Origin of the sequence: Streptomyces sp. NPDC001194, from assembly GCF_042896985.1 — a bacterium.
GTDB lineage: Bacteria > Actinomycetota > Actinomycetes > Streptomycetales > Streptomycetaceae > Streptomyces.
The window spans coordinates 208,704-224,718 of record NZ_JBIAXU010000011.1 but is presented as its reverse complement, the minus strand read 5'-3'; the positions used below and the strand labels follow the sequence as shown (position 1 = coordinate 224,718).

The 16,015-nt window shown below is 74.6% G+C and carries 8 protein-coding genes; 2 read left to right on the top strand and 6 right to left on the bottom strand.

Features of this window, described 5'->3' with window-relative positions:
• The 3 genes from ACFY1T_RS22630 to ACFY1T_RS22620 form a co-directional block, all read right to left on the bottom strand.
• Positions 1-233: phosphoadenosine phosphosulfate reductase family protein (locus tag ACFY1T_RS22630; protein WP_390789740.1), on the bottom strand; the 233-nt coding region annotated here is incomplete at its 3' end.
• Positions 230-862, bottom strand: a complete 633-nt coding sequence (gene cysC, locus ACFY1T_RS22625; RefSeq protein ID WP_390789739.1) for an adenylyl-sulfate kinase — start codon at positions 860-862, stop codon at positions 230-232. The genes cysC and ACFY1T_RS22630, both read right to left, overlap by 4 nt.
• Before the next feature lie 8 nt (positions 863-870).
• Positions 871-3,576: a penicillin acylase family protein gene (locus tag ACFY1T_RS22620; RefSeq protein ID WP_390789738.1), complete on the bottom strand. Its 2,706-nt coding sequence runs from the start codon at positions 3,574-3,576 to the stop codon at positions 871-873.
• Positions 3,577-3,836: 260 nt separating this feature from the next.
• On the opposite strand from ACFY1T_RS22620, the gene ACFY1T_RS22615 reads away from it, so the two are divergent.
• Together ACFY1T_RS22615 and ACFY1T_RS22610 are read left to right on the top strand one after the other, a co-directional pair.
• Positions 3,837-4,568: a sulfotransferase family protein gene (locus ACFY1T_RS22615; RefSeq protein WP_390789737.1), complete on the top strand. Its 732-nt coding sequence runs from the start codon at positions 3,837-3,839 to the stop codon at positions 4,566-4,568.
• A gap of 81 nt (positions 4,569-4,649) precedes the next feature.
• Complete coding sequence (locus ACFY1T_RS22610; protein ID WP_390789736.1) at positions 4,650-5,525, top strand: glycosyltransferase family 2 protein; 876 nt, start codon at positions 4,650-4,652, stop codon at positions 5,523-5,525.
• Positions 5,526-5,570: 45 nt separating this feature from the next.
• Here ACFY1T_RS22610 and ACFY1T_RS22605 read toward each other — a convergent pair whose 3' ends face one another.
• Genes ACFY1T_RS22605 through ACFY1T_RS22595 form a run of 3 tightly spaced genes read right to left on the bottom strand, consistent with a single transcriptional unit; the run spans position 5,571 to position 15,879 of the window.
• Complete coding sequence (locus ACFY1T_RS22605; protein ID WP_390789735.1) at positions 5,571-7,064, bottom strand: amino acid adenylation domain-containing protein; 1,494 nt, start codon at positions 7,062-7,064, stop codon at positions 5,571-5,573.
• Positions 7,061-10,390 (bottom strand): amino acid adenylation domain-containing protein, encoded by a 3,330-nt coding sequence (locus ACFY1T_RS22600; protein ID WP_390789734.1) that lies wholly within the window; start codon positions 10,388-10,390, stop codon positions 7,061-7,063. The genes ACFY1T_RS22605 and ACFY1T_RS22600 overlap by 4 nt, the downstream gene beginning before the upstream one ends.
• Entirely contained in the window at positions 10,387-15,879 is a 5,493-nt protein-coding gene (locus ACFY1T_RS22595) for an amino acid adenylation domain-containing protein (RefSeq protein ID WP_390789733.1), read from the bottom strand. The genes ACFY1T_RS22600 and ACFY1T_RS22595 overlap by 4 nt, the downstream gene beginning before the upstream one ends.
• Positions 15,880-16,015: the final 136 nt, after the last annotated feature.

Below are 16,015 nucleotides of genomic sequence, written 5' to 3'. Positions count from 1 at the left end.
CCGGTGTCCACGTGCAGCAGTGTGAACGGCACCGGCGCGGGCGCGAACGCCTTGAGCGCGAGGTGCAGCATCACGATGGAGTCCTTGCCGCCGGAGAACAGGATCACCGGCTTCTCGAACTCGCCCGCGACCTCGCGGAAGATGTGCACGGCCTCCGACTCGAGGGCGTCGAGGTGCGACAGCGCGTACGGCGCGTCGGTCTCGTCGTGGACGTGTGCGACGGTGGCCGTCATGCCAGACCCCTCTCGGTGAGCAGCGCGTACAGGGCCGAAGCCGACTCCTGCACGGACTGGGTGTGCGACTCGATGCGGAGGTCGGGGACCTCGGGAGCCTCGTACGGGTCGTCGACCCCGGTCAGACCGGAGATCTCGCCCGCCGCCTGCTTGGCGTACAGGCCCTTCACGTCACGTACGGAGCACACCTCGACCGGAGTCGCCACGTGCACCTCCAGGTAGGGGGTGGCGGCGGCGCGGTGCCGTTCGCGGACGGCCTCGCGGCTGTCGGCGAACGGGGCGATCACCGGGACCAGCACGAGCACCCCGTTGCGGGCCAGCACCTCGGCGACCATGCCGATCCGCTGCACGTTGGTGTTGCGGTCGTCCCGGGAGAACCCGAGGTCGGCGGAGAGGAACTTGCGGATCTGGTCCCCGTCGAGGACCTCCACCCGCCGGTGCTCCCGGCGCAGCCGCCCGGCCAGCTCCTCGGCGATCGTCGTCTTGCCGGCGCTCGGCAGCCCGGTGAGCCACACGGTGGCCCCCGGCCAGCAGGTGCACCGCCGGGCCTCGGACTGCGGCCGGGCCTCCGGCCGGGGCCGGGCGCCGGATTGCGGCGGGGCCGCGGGGAGGGTCGTCACGAGTGTCATCGTTGTGCTCACGCTCCTTCGGGGCGGAGGGTCAGGCGGTCCTTCGTCGCGGTGGTGACCGCGGACCGGCTCGAGGGCCAGGGGAGGGTCTCGCCCCTGCGCCACAGCTCCGTCTGGTCGTCGTAGTGGTCGCTGAAGGCGTGTCCGGAGGCGCCGGTCAGGTTGATCCAGCGCGAGGCGTCGAAGTCGGCGAAGTCCACGACCATCCGCATCGAGGGCACCCAGTTCACCTCGTAGCCCTTGGAGGCGTCCCAGCCGGTCGCGTCGACCGTCGCCGAACCCCCGCCGACCTCCACCGGCTCGTGGTTCAGCAGCCACTGCACGGGCGCGGGCCCGCCGGTGCCCAGGGTGTCGTTGCGCAGGGTCAGGGTGTGCAGGGCGCCCCACCGCCACTTCGCCGGATCTGCGCCGAGCCGGCCCGACAGCTCCTTCGCCGCGTCGTCCATGGCGGCCCGCAGCACGTCGTCGCGGGTGCGCAGGCCCCGCGGATCCTTGGAGTTGCGCCACCACGGGTCGTCCGGCGAGGTCAGCAGCCTGCGGACGACGTCGTACCAGAGGCCGCCGCCGTCGACGTGCAGCTGGGCCTTGTTGCCGTCGAGCTCGTCGTAGAACGTCAGCTTCAGCAGGTTGCTCCACACCGCGTTGAAGTACGCGGCCGCCGCCGAGTCCGCGCCCTGTCCGAAGTCCCAGCCGCGCAGCAGGTCCTGGGCGGCGCGGGCGTCCTTCCCGGGGGTGACCGCCAGCAGGTACGGGGTCAGGGCCGCCGCGTTCTCGTTGTGGTCGTCGAGCTGGATCCGCTGCATCGCCGCGGCGTCCAGCTTGCCCGCCTTCTCGATCAGCTGCGCGATCCGCTCGCTGCGGTAGCCGTCGCCCCAGTTGCGGGTCAGGTTGTACGGGTACTGCGGGCCGGCCGCCGCGTTGTTCGCGGTGACGATGTAGCCCGACGCCGGGTCGAAGGAGCGCGGCAGCGCGTCGAAGGGCACGAAGCCCTGCCAGTCGTACTCGCCGGTCCAGCCCGGCACCGGCCACCGGCCCTCGCCCTTGCCGCGCACCGGGATCCGGCCGGGCGCCTGGTAGCCGATGTGGCCCTGGCGGTCGGCGTAGACCAGGTTCTGGGCGGGGGAGGAGAACAGCGCCGCCGCGGCCCGGAAGGAGTCCCAGTCCTTGGCGGTGTCCAGCTGGAACACCGCGTCCATGGTCCGGCCGGGGTCCAGGGCGCTCCACCGCATCGCGACCGCGTACTCGGCGCCGCCGCCGCTCTCGCGCTCCACGCCCGGGATCCGGCCCTCGGCGGCGAGCGTCTTCGCCTTGGGGAAGGCGTCGGAGATGACGGGGCCGTGGACGGTGGAGCGGACGGTGATGGTGCGGTCGGCGCCGCCCGCGACCTTCAGGACCTCCCGGCGGGTCTCCAGCCGTCGCTGCTCGCCCTTGTAGGCGTACGTCGAGCCGGTGATGCGCTCCACGAACAGGTCGGTGTCGGCGGGCGCCAGGTTGGTCACGCCCCAGCCGATGTCGCCGTTGTGGCCGACGATCACCCCGGGCATCCCGGCGAAACCGAAGCCCGACACGTCGTACGGACAGGCCGGGCCGGCCGTGTTGCAGTGCAGTCCGCCCTGGTACCAGACGCCCGGCATGGACGGGGACAGGTGCGGGTCGTTCGCGAGCAGCGGCTTGCCGGTCGTCGTGCGGCTCCCGGCCACCACCCACGAGTTGGAGCCGATGCCCGAACCGCGCGGCCCGAGCACCTTGTCGATCCCGGAGAGGGCGTCAAAGGCCCCGGCCATCGGCCCGTACGAGGCCGTCGTGGCGGCGGTCGCGGCGGTCGCCGCCGTCGCGGCCGCGGACGCCGCCGGACCGGCCGGAGCCTCGGGCACGGTGCCCTGGCTGTCGCCCGGGGAGACGATGGGCCGCCAGCGGGAGAAGTCGTACGTGGGGAACAGGGAGTCGACCTGGGCGTCGGTCAGGGTCGCGGCGAGCAGCGCGTGCCGCACCTGGTCCGAGAGGGTCGCGTTGAGGTTCCACGCCATGGCCTTGAGCCAGGACACCGAGTCGGCGGGCGTCCAGGGCGCCGGGCTGTAGTCCAGACCGCCCAGCTTCAGCAGCGGGTACTCCACCCCCAGGTCCGCGCCCTTGTGGCCGGCCAGGTAGGAGTTCACCCCGGCCGCGTACGCGTCGAGGTTGGCCCGCGACCGCGGGTCCAGCAGGGCGACCTCCTGCTCGGCGACCCGCCGCCAGCCCATCGTGCGGATCAGGGAGTCGGTCTCCACCTGGCTCTCGCCGAACAGCTCGGAAAGGCTGCCGGAGGTGATGTGCCGGCGGATGTCCATCTCCCAGAACCGGTCCTGGGCGTGCACGAAGCCCTGAGCGAGGAACAGGTCGTGCGGGTCGTCCGCATAGATCTGGGGGACGCCCGAGCCGTCCCGGGCCACCGTCACCTTCCCGTGCAGGCCCGCCACGGTCAGCTCGCCCGACACCTGCGGGTACGAGGCCCGCACCATCCGGGTCGCGGCGAGGCCGGCCACACAGGTCACCGTCACCAGCAGCACCGCCAGGCACCAGGCGGTCACCCGCAGCCTGCGCCACCAGCGCGAGCCCCGCCGCGGCGCGGCTCCGGCGGCCCGCACCTCCTGCGGTCCGCCCTCCGGCGCGTGCTCGCCGGACCCCTCCTCACCCGGTGCGCCGGCCCGGGTCAGCGGATCCATCACATCGCTCATGTCTTCCGTTCCCATTGCTCGGCGGAACCCTGAGCTCCCGACGGTCGCAGTCGCGCCGGCGGTGCGTAAGCCGGGGAATCTCCCGACAGTCCTTCCGCTATTCGTTCGCTACCGGCCGGCCGTCGGCCGGGGGAGCGGCCCGGCAGCGGGCCGATAGCGGGCCGGGAGCGGCCCGCGGTTGAGTGGGGTCACCCGGGGACGCCGCAGTGGCGGAACCGGCGCACTTGACCCTTGGTTATTCCGGACACGAAGGCGGGGACATGCCGGCGACAGCGCTCTGGGCGGCACCACGATCACGTTCGACCGCGTTCTTCCGGTCGATGCTCCAGCACGGCGACATCACCGCCCTGCACGAGCCGTTCTGCAACGTCGCGGACTTCGGGGAGACCGAGGTCGAGGGCGCCGTCGTCCGCTCCGAACGCGAGCTGATCGACGCGATCGGCGAACTCGCCCGCCGCCGGCCGGTGTTCTTCAAGGACACCACCGACCACCGCTACGCCGAAGTCCTCGCCGACAAGGAGTTCCTCGCCGGGACCCGGCACACCTTCCTGCTGCGCCGCCCCGAGGAGATCGTCTCCTCCTTCTACGCCCTCCAGCCCGACATGGAGCTCTCGGACGTCGGCATCGAGGGCCTGTACGAGATGTACCTGGCCGTCCTCGCCGCCGGGGGCGAGCCGCCCGTGGTCGTCGACTCCGACGACCTGGTGGAGCGGCCGGCCGCCACGATGGCCGCGTACTGCGCCGCCGTCGGCATCCCCTTCCGCCCCGAGGCGCTCAGCTGGGACGCCACCGCCCGCGGCGAATGGCAGCGCACGGACCGCTGGCACGTCGCCGTCGCCAACAGCACCGGCTTCTCCAAGAGCCGCACCGCCTACCGCCACACCCCGGAGAACAACCCGAAGCTGGCCCACTTCGCCGCACACCACCGCCCGTTCTACGAGTTCCTCTGGGACGCCCGCATCCGGGTGGGCCAGGAGGCCCCCGCTCTGTGAGGACGGCGGCCGGCGCGAAGGCCGGCGCCGGCCGGACACCCCCTAGCATCGGCACTCCGCAGACGAGTGGAGTCAGCCGCTATGCCGTTGCCGCGCATTGGAGTCGTCATCGTGACCATGGGCACCCGCCCACGGGAGCTGGATGCTCTGCTCGCTTCGGTGGGGAAGCAAGGCGTCCCCGCGGCACGGGTGGTCTTGGTGGGCAACGCAACGCCCCTCACCGACGTCACGACGGACGCGACCAAGATCCCGCTGGACGAGAATCTGGGCTGCCCCGGTGGCCGCAACGTCGGGCTGGAGCTGTTGCGCGCATCGGACGACGTCGACGTCGTCGTCGAGCTGGACGACGACGGCCTGCTCATCGCCGACGACGTGTTCCGCAAGGTCCAGCGGCTGTTCGCAGAAGACCCGAAGCTCGGGATCATCGGATTCAGGGTCGCTGACGAGCACGGGCACACCGAGCGACGCTGGGTGCCCCGGCTGCGGGCGGACGATCCGATGCGCCGCGGTCCGGTGACCGGCTTCCTCGGCGGCGGCCATGCCTTCTCGATGCCCATGCTCCGGCAGATCGGTCTGTGGCCGGCAGAGTTCTTCTTCGGGCACGAAGAGTCCGATCTGGCGTGGCGTGCACTCGACGCCGGGTGGAAGATCCTCTACGAACCCGAGCTCGTCCTGCGACATCCCAGGACGTCCCCCGCTCGCCACGCGGCCCACTACCGGTTCACCGCCCGAAACCGTGTGTGGCTGACCCGGCGCCGGCTCCCGGTCCTCCTGATCCCGGTCCATCTCGGCGTATGGGTCTTCCTCTCCATGGCGCGCATGCGATCCTTGTCGGGCGCGAGAGCGTGGTGGGGCGGCTTCGCCGAGGGAGCCCGGACGCCGTGCGGGCCGCGCAAGCCGATGAAGTGGCGCACGGTGTGGCGCATGACCCGGCTGGGGCGCCCGCCGATCCTCTGAACGGCGGCGATGCACCCCCCCGTCGAACAGGGGCTCCGGACGTGCTCAGAGCCCGGCCGCCAGTGCGCGGCGGTCCACCTTGCCGTTGCGGGTCAGCGGGATCTCCTCCAGTACGACCACCCGCCCCGGCAGCATGTACACCGGCAGCACCGTGCGCAGGTGCGCGTGCACCTCCGCGAGCGACGGGGTGTCCGTACCGGTGACGAAGGCCGTCAGCACGGGCTCGCCGTCCTGCGGGCGCACCAGGTCCACCACCGCGTCCTTGACCCGCGGATGCGACAGCAGGACCTCCTCGACCTCGCCCGGCTCGATGCGGTGCCCGTGCAGCTTGATCTGGGTGTCGATCCGGCCCGCGAACTCCAGGCCGTCGTCCCCCTCCGTCCAGCGCACCAGGTCACCCGTCCGGTACAGCCGGGCGCCGTGCCCGCCGAAGGGGTCCGGTACGAACTTCAGCGCGGTCAGCCCCGGCCGGTTCAGGTAGCCCCGCGCCAGGCACACGCCGCCGATCAGCAGTTCGCCGAACTCGCCCGCCGGCTCCTCGCGCCCGTCCGGGCCCACCACGTGCGCCTCCAGGTTCGGCATCGCGTCCCCGATCAGCGGCTTGGGCCGGCCCCGCTGCGGCTCGTGCCGCTGCTCGGTGCAGGCCACGGTCGCCTCGGTGGGCCCGTACTGGTTGTTGACGACCCGCGTCGGCGAGGACCAGCGGTCCGCCTGGAAGCGGCTCAGCTGCTCCCCGCCCACGTTCAGCACCCGCAGCCGCGGCAGCTGCTCCGGGTCCAGCAGCGGCAGGATCGCCGTCGTGAACACGCCGATCGTGACGCCCTCGTCGCGCATCAGGGCTCCCAGCGCCCGCGGGTCGAGCAGGCTCAGCGACGAGCCCTGCACCAGGCAGGAGCCCGTGGTCAGAGCCCCGAAGATCTCCAGGACGCTCACGTCGAAGCAGGGCGTGGTCAGCTGCAGCCAGCGGTCGCCCGGCCCGATCGAGAACTGCCGGGCCATGTGCGAGGTCAGGTTGACCACGCCCCGGTGCGGCAGCAGCGTCCCCTTGGGGCGGCCCGTCGACCCCGAGGTGTAGATGACGTACGCCAGCTGGTCCGGGTGCGCCGGCAGCCCGGGATCGGCCGCGGACAGCCCGCTCAGCATGTCCGCCGTGAACGGGTCGTCGAGGCAGACCGCCGCGGCCTCCTCGGGGACCTGCCCGGCCAGCGAGGCCGTGGTGACGACCAGCTCGCACCCCGCGTCCCCCATCAGATAGCCCAGCCGGTCCACGGGCTGCGCCGGGTCCATCGGCAGGTACGCCGCGCCCGCCTTGAGGATCGCGAGCATCGCCAGCGGCAGCCGCGGACCGCGCTCCATGAGGATGCCCACGACCGACTCCCGGCCGACGCCCATCCGGCGCAGGTGCGCCGCCAGCCGGTTGGCCCGCCCGTTCAGCTCCCCGTAACTCCACTCTTCGCCTTCGAAGCGCAGCGCGGGCGCCTCCGGGATCCGCCGCGCCCAGTCCTGCACGAGCTCGTGCAGGCACGCCTGTCCGTTCATCGCCGACCGCCTCCAGCATCCGTGTCCGTGTCCGTGTCCGCCGGCCCGGATCCGTCCCGTCCGGCCAGCAGTTCCTCCACCTCGTCCTCGCTGAGCCCGCCGATCTCCAGGGCCAGGCGCGCGATCGCCTCCACGTCCACGCCCTGGTCCCGGCCGGCCGCCTCCACCAGGGCCGCCTGGCTCTCCACGTCGGTGGCCGCGAAGACCTCCCGCAGGGGGATCTCCACCCCGAAGACCTCCGCGGTCAGCGCGGCGATCCGGGTCGCGGCCAGCGAGTAGCCGCCCAGCTCGAAGAACTCGTCCCGTACGCCCACCCCGTCGACGTTCAGCACGCTGCCCCACACCTCGGCGAGCAGCGACTCCACCGGGGTACGGGGGGCCAGCCGGCCCGTGTCCAGGGCCGGCCGGGCGCTGCCGACGGGCGGCAGGGCCCCCCGGTCGGCCTTGCCGCTGACCGCGAGCGGCAGCCGCTCCAGCGCCACGAAGTGCGCGGGCACCATGTGTTCGGGCAGGGTGCGGCGCAGCTGCCGGCGCAGATCGCCGACCGGCAGTTCCCCGCCGCCGACCGGTACGCAGTACGCGGCGAGGGTGGTGTCGCCGGTCTCCGTCACCGCCTTGACGACCGCCTCCCGGATTCCGGGCAGGGCCGTCAGGGCCGCCTCGATCTCGCCGAGCTCGATGCGGAACCCGCGCACCTTGACCTGGTCGTCGATGCGGCCGAGGTAGTCCAGGCCGCCGCCGGCCGTCCAGCGGGCCAGGTCCCCGGTGCGGTACATCCGCCGCCCGGGCTCCCCGAAGGGGTCGGGCAGGAAGGCGCACGCGGTCAGCCCGGGCCGCCCGTGGTAGCCGCGGGCCAGCCCCGCGCCCGCCACGTACAGCTCGCCCGCCACCCCGACCGGCACCGGCCGCAGCGCGCGGTCCAGCACGTACGCACGGGAGTTGGCCATGGGCCGGCCGATCGGGACCGGCCCCGGGGCCAGCACCTCCCCGGGGTCCACCCGCAGGGCCACGCAGCCGACGGTGGCCTCGGTGGGCCCGTACTCGTTGGTGACCACGGCGCCGGGGAAACGCGCCCGCCACTGGTCGAGGACCTCGGAGGTGAGCATCTCGCCGCCGATGACCAGGTCCCCGGTGGGCGAGTACGCCTCGGGCAGCCCCAGCAGGATCGGCAGGTGGCTCGGGGTGACCTTCAGCAGGGACAGCCGGCCCTCCCCGCCCGGCAGTTCGTCGGTGCGGCCGTCCAGGCCGCCCAGCACGATCCGGCCGCCCGCGGTCAACGGCCCCAGCAGGGTGGTCACCGACAGGTCGACGGAGACCGGCGAGTGCAGCAGCGCCGATCCGGCCAGGCCCGGGTAGTCCCGGCGGCAGGCCGCCAGGTAGTCGGCGAGCGCCCGGTGGCTGATCAGGACGCCCTTGGGCCGGCCCGTCGAGCCGGAGGTGTAGATGGCGTACGCGAGGTGGTCGGGCCGCAGCGGGGCCCGCCGGTCGGCGTCGGTGACGTCGCCCGCCGCGCAGCGGGCCAGCGCGGCCCGGGTGGCGGGCGCGTCCAGGTCCAGGCGCTCGGCCGAGCCCGTCGCCGCCGCGGGGACGGCCGTGGTGGTGACCACGGCCGAGGGCGCCGCGTCGGAGAGCAGGTACGCGATCCGGTCGGGCGGCAGCACCGGGTCCACCGGGACGTACGCGGCACCGGACTTGAGGACGGCCAGCGCGGCCGTCACCGTCTCGGCCGAGCGCGGCAGCATCAGCGCCACCGTGCGCTCGGGGCCCGCGCCGCGCTCGATGAGCAGCCGGGCCAGCCGGTTGGCGGCCTCGTTGAGCTCGCCGTACGTGAGGGTGCCCGTGTCGCCGACCACGGCCGGGGCGTGCGGGTGGGCGGCCGCCCGGGCCTCGACCAGGGCCGGGGTGAGCTCGGCGGGAACCTCGGCGGCCGTCCGGTTCCACTCCGTGAGCAGGGTGTGCTCGTCCTCGGGGCGCAGCAGGGGCAGCTCCCCGATCGGGTCCCCGGGGCGGGCCGCGGCCGCCGCGAGGAGGGTCTCGTACTGGGTCCACATCCGGGCGACGGTGGCCTCGTCGAAGAGGTCGGTGCCGTAGTCGACGACCCCCTCGAAGCACTCCCCGGAGTCCCACAGCTGCACGTTGAGGTCCAGGTGGGTGGCCTTGCGGCGGACCGGGACGGTCGACAGCTCCAGACCGTCCAGCGCCACGGCCGGCAGCGGCGCGCTCTGCAGCAGGAACATCACCTGGGCCAGCGGCTGGTGGCTCAGGTCCCGCTGGGGCGCGAGCTCCTCCACGAGCCGGTCGAAGGGCAGGTCCTGGTGCTGCATGCCGTCCAGCACGGTCTCGCCGACCTGCGCGGCCAGTTCGGCGAAGCTGGGGTTGCCGGCGAGGGAGGCCCGCAGCAGCAGTACGTTGATGAAGCAGCCGATCACCTGCTCCACCTGCGGGGTGCGGTTGGCGACCCCGCTGCTGACGGTGACGTCCTCGCCGCCGGTCCAGCGGCCCACCGTCGCGTGGAAGGCGGCCAGCAGGGCGGTGAACGGGGTGACGCCGAGGGTGCGGGCCGCCTGCCGCACGGCGGCCGAGGTCCGCGGGGACAGCCGTACGGGCAGGGTCGCCCCGCGGAAGGACTGCACGGGGGGCCGGGGCCGGTCGGCGGGCAGCTCCAGCACCGGCTGCATCCCGGCGAGCCGCTCGCGCCAGTAGCCGAGCAGCTCCTGCGTCCGCTCCCCGTCGAGCTGCTCGCGGTGCCAGGCCGCGTAGTCGACGTACTGCACCTCCGGCTCGGCCAGCCCGGGCCGCCCGCCGGCCCGCAGCACCGGGTAGACCGCGGCCAGTTCGCCGACGAAGATCCCGCAGGACCAGCTGTCGGAGACCAGGTGGTGCATGGTGACGGCCAGGACGTGGTCCTCGGCGCCGAGCCGCAGCAGCTCGACGCGCAGCAGCCGTCCCGTGAGGTCGAAGGGGCGGGCGGCGGCCTCGGCCACCAGTGCGGCCAGCGCGTCGGGGTCGGCCGCGGCCGCGTGGCCGGTCAGGTCCCGTACGGGCACCTCGACGAGGTGGTCCTCCTCGACGATCTGGCCGAGGACCCCCTCGACCGTGCGGAACACGGTGCGCAGCGACTCGTGGCGGCGCACCACCTCCCGGACGGCGCCGGTCAGGGCGCGGGTGTCGAGCGGTCCGCGCAGCCGCACCGCGAAGGGCACGTGATAGGCGGAGCCGCCCGGGTACAGCTGCTCGATGATCATGATCCGCTGCTGGGCGTGCGTCGCCGGGAACATGATCTGTTCGGGGTGCATCAGGGCCATCGGATTCTCCACGTACGTCATGAGCCGGTCTTCTGGCTGCCGATCCGGCGTGCGGCCCGCAGGGCCCGCAGGGCGTCCTTGCCGCCGCCCGCCGCCGCTGCGGGAGCGGCTCCCGGGGCGACGAGGCCGACCTGGCGGGTGCGGTCGATCCGGGTGATCCGGCCCGCGCCCGCGCCGCCCTGCCCCGCTGCCGCGCCCGCCGGGGCGAGGGCGTCCACGGCCGCCGCCAGGTGCTCCAGCGTCGGCGTCTCGAACATGACCCGCAGCGGCAGTTGCGCCCCCAGCGACTCCCGCACGCGCACCGCGAAGCGGGACATCAGCAGCGAGTGGGCGCCGTGGTCGAAGAGGTTGTCGGTGCGGCCGATCGCCCCGGTGCCGAGCAGCTCCGCGAGGATCACCGCCAGCTCCCGCTCGGTCGCCGTGGCCGGCTCGGCGCCGGGCCCGTCCGCCTCCGGCGCGGGCGGCTTGAGCGCCGCCCGGTCCACCTTGCCGCTGGTGCCCAGGGGGAAGCGGTCCACCCACACGAAGCGCGCGGGCACCATGTAGGCGGGCAGCACCCGCGCCAGCTCCTCGCGCAGGGCGCGGGTGGCGCCCCGCTCGTCGAAGTCCGCGCCGCGCGGGTCGCGGTTCCCGCGGACGTACGCGATCAGCACCGCCGGGGCGTCCGGCGCCGGGCGGTGCACCACGGCCACGCCCTGGCTCAGCTCCGGCAGCCGGCCGAGCGCGGCGTCGATCTCGCCCAGTTCGATCCGGTGGCCGTTGACCTTGACCTGGTTGTCGACCCGCCCCAGCAGCTCGGTCCGGCCGTCCGCCGTGGTCCGCGCCAGGTCCCCGGTGCGGTACAGGCGGGCACCGGGAGTGTCCCCGTACGGGTCCGGCACGAACTGCAGCGCGGTCAGGCCCGGCCGGCCCAGGTAGCCGCGGGCCAGCCCGGCGCCGCCGATCAGCAGCTCGCCGGCCGCTCCGGCGGGCACCGGTTCCAGCGCCGGGTCGAGCACGTACACCTGCGTGTTGGCCACGGGGGCGCCCAGCGGGGTGGCGGACCCCGGCACCGCGGTGACCTGCGTGCCGGTCGACCACACGGTGGTCTCGGTGGGCCCGTACAGGTTCCACAGCGTCCCCGTGCCGAACGCCAGCAGCGTGCGGGCCAGCCCGGGGGAGAGGGCCTCGCCGCCGCTGGCCATCGCCAGCCCCGGGGTGCCGGTCCAGCCCGCCTCGCACAAGAGCCGCCAGGTGGCGGGGGTGGCCTGCATCGTCGAGAAGGCGCCGGAGTCCAGCCGCGCCCGCAGCTGCTCGCCGCTGGCCGCGATCCTGCGCGCCGCGATGTGCGAGCAGCCGCCGGTGATCAGCGGGAGGTAGGCCTCCAGGGCGGAGATGTCGAAGGAGAAGGTGGTCACGGCCAGCAGTCGGCCGCCCTCGGCGGGCTCCAGCAGCCGGACCATGGCGGCCAGGAAGTTGGCCAGGGCGCCGTGCGGGACCTGCACCCCCTTGGGCCGCCCGGTCGAGCCGGAGGTGTACAGGAGGTAGGCCGCCTGGTCGGGGCGTACGCGAACGCCGGGCGGGGAGGCGGGGAGCGCGGCCAGCTCCCCGGCCAGCTCGTCGAGGACCAGCCGGACCGGTCCGCTCGCGGCGCTCGCGGTCGCGCCGGCCGTCCCGGTCATGCCTGCCGGCCCGGCCGTCTCCACCGACGAGTCGGTGATCACGATCCGGGCCTCGCTGTCGGCCAGCAGGTACGCGATCCGCCCGGCCGGCAGGTGCGGGTCGACCGGCAGGTAGCTGCCGCCCGCCCGCAGCACCGCGAGCATCGCCACCACCATGGACTCGTCGTGCGGCAGCCGAACGGCCACGGTCTCCTCGGCCCGCAGCCCCCGCGAGAGCAGCAGCCGGGCGAGCCGGTTCACGGCCGCGTCCAGCTCCCGGTAGCTCAGCGTCCGGGTGTCGCGCACGCGGTCCGCGTCCGGGGCGGGCCCCGCCTCGCCGAGCGCGTACTCGGTGTCGTCGAAGGCCAGGGCGGGCGCGTCGGGCGTACGGGCCGCCTGCGCGGCCACCAGCTCGTGCACCGGGACGTCCGAAGTCCCCGGTACGGCCGTGTCGTTGCGGCCGTGCAGGACGGCGGCCCGCTCGGCGGCGGGCATCAGCGGCAGCAGCGCGGCGGGGCGCTCCGGGTCCGCGGCGACGGCGTCCAGCAGGGCGCACAGCCCGGCGGCCATCCGCTCGGCCGTGGCGTCCTCGAACAGTGCGCGGTCGAACTGGAGCAGCCCGCTGAGTGTGCCGTCGACCTCGGCGAAGGTCAGCTGGAGGTCCATCTGGGCGTGCGGCTGGTCCAGGGCCACCGGCCGCATGTCCAGCCCGCCCAGGTCGAACCGGGAGGCCGGATCGCCCAGGACGAACGCCGCCAACGGCCCCGACTGGAGCGTGAACAGGGCCTGCACCAGCGGGGTGCGGCTCGTGTCGCGCGCCACCCGGCTCCGCTCGACCAGCAGCGAGAGCGGCATCGCACCGTGCCGCAGGGCGGCCGGCACGCGCTGCGCGGCCCGCCGCAGCAGCGCGGTGAAGGACTCGTCCGGCCGCAGATCGGCGCGCAGCACCGCGGTGTTCAGGAACGGCCCGACCACCTCCGCCGTGTCGGCGTGCTCCCGGCCGTGGACGGGGGAGCCCACGAGCAGGCTCGCCTGCCCGGCCGTGCGGCCCAGCATCAGCTGGTACGCGGTCAGCAGGACGGTGTAGAGGGTGGTCCCCTCGGCGCGGGCGAGGGCGCCCAGCGCGGCGGCGGTCCCCGGCTCCAGCCGGAAGCGCCGCGCCCCGGCCGGGGCGCGCCGGCGGGCCGGCCGTACGTGGTCGGCGGGCAGTTCCAGCACGGTCGGGGCGCCCGCCAGCTCGCGCTGCCAGAACTCCCACAGCCGCTCGCCCTCCGCCCCGGCGAGCCGTGCGGCCTGGCGGTGCACGGCCGCGCCGAAACCGGGCACGGCCCGCGCGTCTGGGGCGGGCCCCCCGGTCTCGGCCCGGTAGTGCGCGCCCAGCTCCCGCAGCAGGACCTCCAGGGACCACAGGTCGCAGACCAGGTGGTGCAGGGAGACGACCAGCCGGTGCCGGCCCGGTCCGCAGCGCAGCAGGGCCACCCGCAGCAGCGGGCCGGCCTCCACGTCGAAGGGCCGGTAGGCGAGCGCGGTCAGCTCGGCCCGCATCCGCTCCGCCGGCCAGGCGCTCGCGTCGGTCTCGGTGAACTCCGGCTCCAGCTCGGCGTGGACGCGCTGTACGGGGCCGTCGCCGACCTCGGGGAAGGTGGTGCGCAGGGCCGCGTGGCGCCGTACGACGGACGCCAGCGCGCGGCGCAGCGCGGCCGTGTCCACCTCGCCGGAGAGCTCCGCCGCGGCGGCGAGGTGGTAGGCGGTGCTGTCGGGGTCCATCCGGTGCATGAACCACATGGCCCGCTGCCCGTGCGAGAGCTCGCCGTCGCCGGGCGGGGTGTCGGCCGGCGGCGCGGGAGCCGTGTCCGGTGCCCCGGCGTCCGCGGCGGCGATCGCGCCGGCCAGTTCGGCCAGGGTCAGCGAGAACGCCTCCTCCGGGCCGAGCCCGAGCCCGAACTCCCGCTGGAGCCGGTGCAGGAGCCGTACGGAGTCCAGGGAGTCCAGGCCCAGGGCCGCCGGGGAGGCGTCCTCGGGCACCTCCTCGGGCCGGATCCGCAGCAGTACGGCCGCGGCCCGCCGCAGGTGGGCCAGGACCGCCCCGCGGTCACCGGCGGCCGGTACGGGCGGCTCCGCGGATGCGGCCGGGTCCCCGGCCGTGTCGCCGGCTGCGTCCCCGGCCGCGGCGGGCGGCTGCTCCTCGTCGGCGTGGACGGCGGTCACCAGCAACTCGCCCGCCAGGTAGGCGGCGCGGCAGGCGTGCCGGGCCACCTTGCCGCTGGAGGTGCGCGGCAGCGAGGCCGTACGGATCAGGACCACGGCGCCCGGGCGCACCTCGTGCTGCTCGGCGATCTTGGCCTGTACGGCACGCGCCAGCTCCGCCGGCTCCGCCAGCCCGTGGCCGTGGATCAGCTCCTGGACGACGACCAGCCGCTCGCCGCCGTCGGCGCCCGTGACGGAGAAGGCGGCGCCGCCGTTGCCGCGCAGCGCGGGCGAACAGCGCTCGGCGGTCAGCTCGATGTCCTGCGGGTAGTGGTTGCGGCCGCGGATGATGATCAGGTCCTTGCGGCGGCCCGTCACGTACAGCTCGCGCGCGTCGCCCTCGCCGGAGAGGAAGCCGAGGTCGCCGGTGCGCAGGAAGCCGGTGCCGTCGCCGCCCTCGACGAGCGCGCCGAAGGTGTCGGCGACGGCGTCGGTGCGGTTGAAGTAGCCGCGGGCCACGCTCGGGCCGGCCACCCACACCTCGCCGACCTCCCCGTCGGCCACGGGGAGCCGGGTCTGCGGGTCGACGATCTCCAGCCGCTGCTCGGGCGGCAGCACGCCGGAGGCGACCAGTTCGCCGGCCGCACCGGAGCCGGCGGGCGGCTCGCAGGTGCGAAAACCGGTCCCCGCGGGGCCGCCCGTCACCAGCAGGGAGCCCTCGGCCAGCCCGTAGCAGGGCAGGAAGGCCTCGGAGCGGAAGCCGGAGACGGCGAAGGCCTCGGCGAAGCGGTGCAGCGAGGCCGGGCGGACGGGCTCGGCGCCGTTGTACGCGACCCGCCAGGACGACAGGTCCAGCGCGGCCCGCTGCTCCTCGGTGGTGCGCTCGACGGCCAGGTCGTAGGCGAAGTTGGGGCCGCCGGTCACGGTCGCCCGCTCCTCGGCGACCACGCCCAGCCAGCGCAGCGGGTCGCGGGCGAAGGTGCTCGGCGCCATCAGCGACATCGTGCCGCCCGCGCGGACCGTGCCCATGACCGAGCCGATCAGGCCCATGTCGTGGTACATCGGCAGCCACGACACCCCGCGCATCCCCGCGTCCAGCCCGAAGACCCGGCCGATCATCGCGGTGTTGTGCAGCAGGTTGCCGTGGCTGAGGACGACGCCGCGCGGCGTCGAGGTGGAGCCGGAGGTGTACTGGAGGAAGGCCGTGGCGTCCTCGCCGATGCGCGGGGCGTGCCAGGTCGGCGCGTCCTCGGCGCTCATCGCGTCGGTCGCCACCAGCCGCAGCGGCGGCACCCCGTCGGCGGAGGCCAGGCGCGGCACGAGCCGGTCGCGGATCACCGCCGTCGTCAGTGCCGTGTCCGCACCGCTGTCGCGCACGATCGCGGCGAGCCGCTCGGTCGAGCGGACGCCCCGACTCGGCGGATACGCGGGGACCGCGACGACCCCCGCGTACAGGCAGCCGAAGAAGGCGGCCACGTAGTCCAGTCCGGCGGGGAACAGCAGGACGGCACTGCGCCCGGCAAGCCCCAGGTCCGCCAGGTGCGCCGCGACGGCCCGGGCGCGGGCGTCGAGCCCGGCCCAGTCGAGGCGCTCGGGCTCGCCCGGCTCCTCGGCGTGGAAGCGGAAGGCCGTCGCGTGCGGGCGCTCCTGTGCCGTACCGGAAAGTACGTCTCGCCAGTTCATGTAACGACCTCACCTCGATCACACCGTGGTCAACGGTGCACACCTTGGCCCAGCCGCCGTCCCCGTCTCGATCGGGGCTTTCCCCGACTGCCCTGCGCGGGCGGGGGCTGTGAGAGTCCGTCAGGGTGCCCGGACC

Excerpts from the sequence above, each read along its gene's own strand:
- cysC (WP_390789739.1), bottom strand. The coding sequence starts at position 862 with ATGACACTCGTGACGACCCTCCCCGCGGCCCCGCCGCAATCCGGCGCC.
- ACFY1T_RS22620 (WP_390789738.1), bottom strand. The coding sequence starts at position 3,576 with ATGAGCGATGTGATGGATCCGCTGACCCGGGCCGGCGCACCGGGTGAG.
- ACFY1T_RS22615 (WP_390789737.1), top strand. The coding sequence starts at position 3,837 with ATGCCGGCGACAGCGCTCTGGGCGGCACCACGATCACGTTCGACCGCG.
- ACFY1T_RS22610 (WP_390789736.1), top strand. The coding sequence starts at position 4,650 with ATGCCGTTGCCGCGCATTGGAGTCGTCATCGTGACCATGGGCACCCGC.
- ACFY1T_RS22605 (WP_390789735.1), bottom strand. The coding sequence starts at position 7,064 with ATGAACGGACAGGCGTGCCTGCACGAGCTCGTGCAGGACTGGGCGCGG.
- ACFY1T_RS22600 (WP_390789734.1), bottom strand. The coding sequence starts at position 10,390 with ATGACGTACGTGGAGAATCCGATGGCCCTGATGCACCCCGAACAGATC.
- ACFY1T_RS22595 (WP_390789733.1), bottom strand. The coding sequence starts at position 15,879 with ATGAACTGGCGAGACGTACTTTCCGGTACGGCACAGGAGCGCCCGCAC.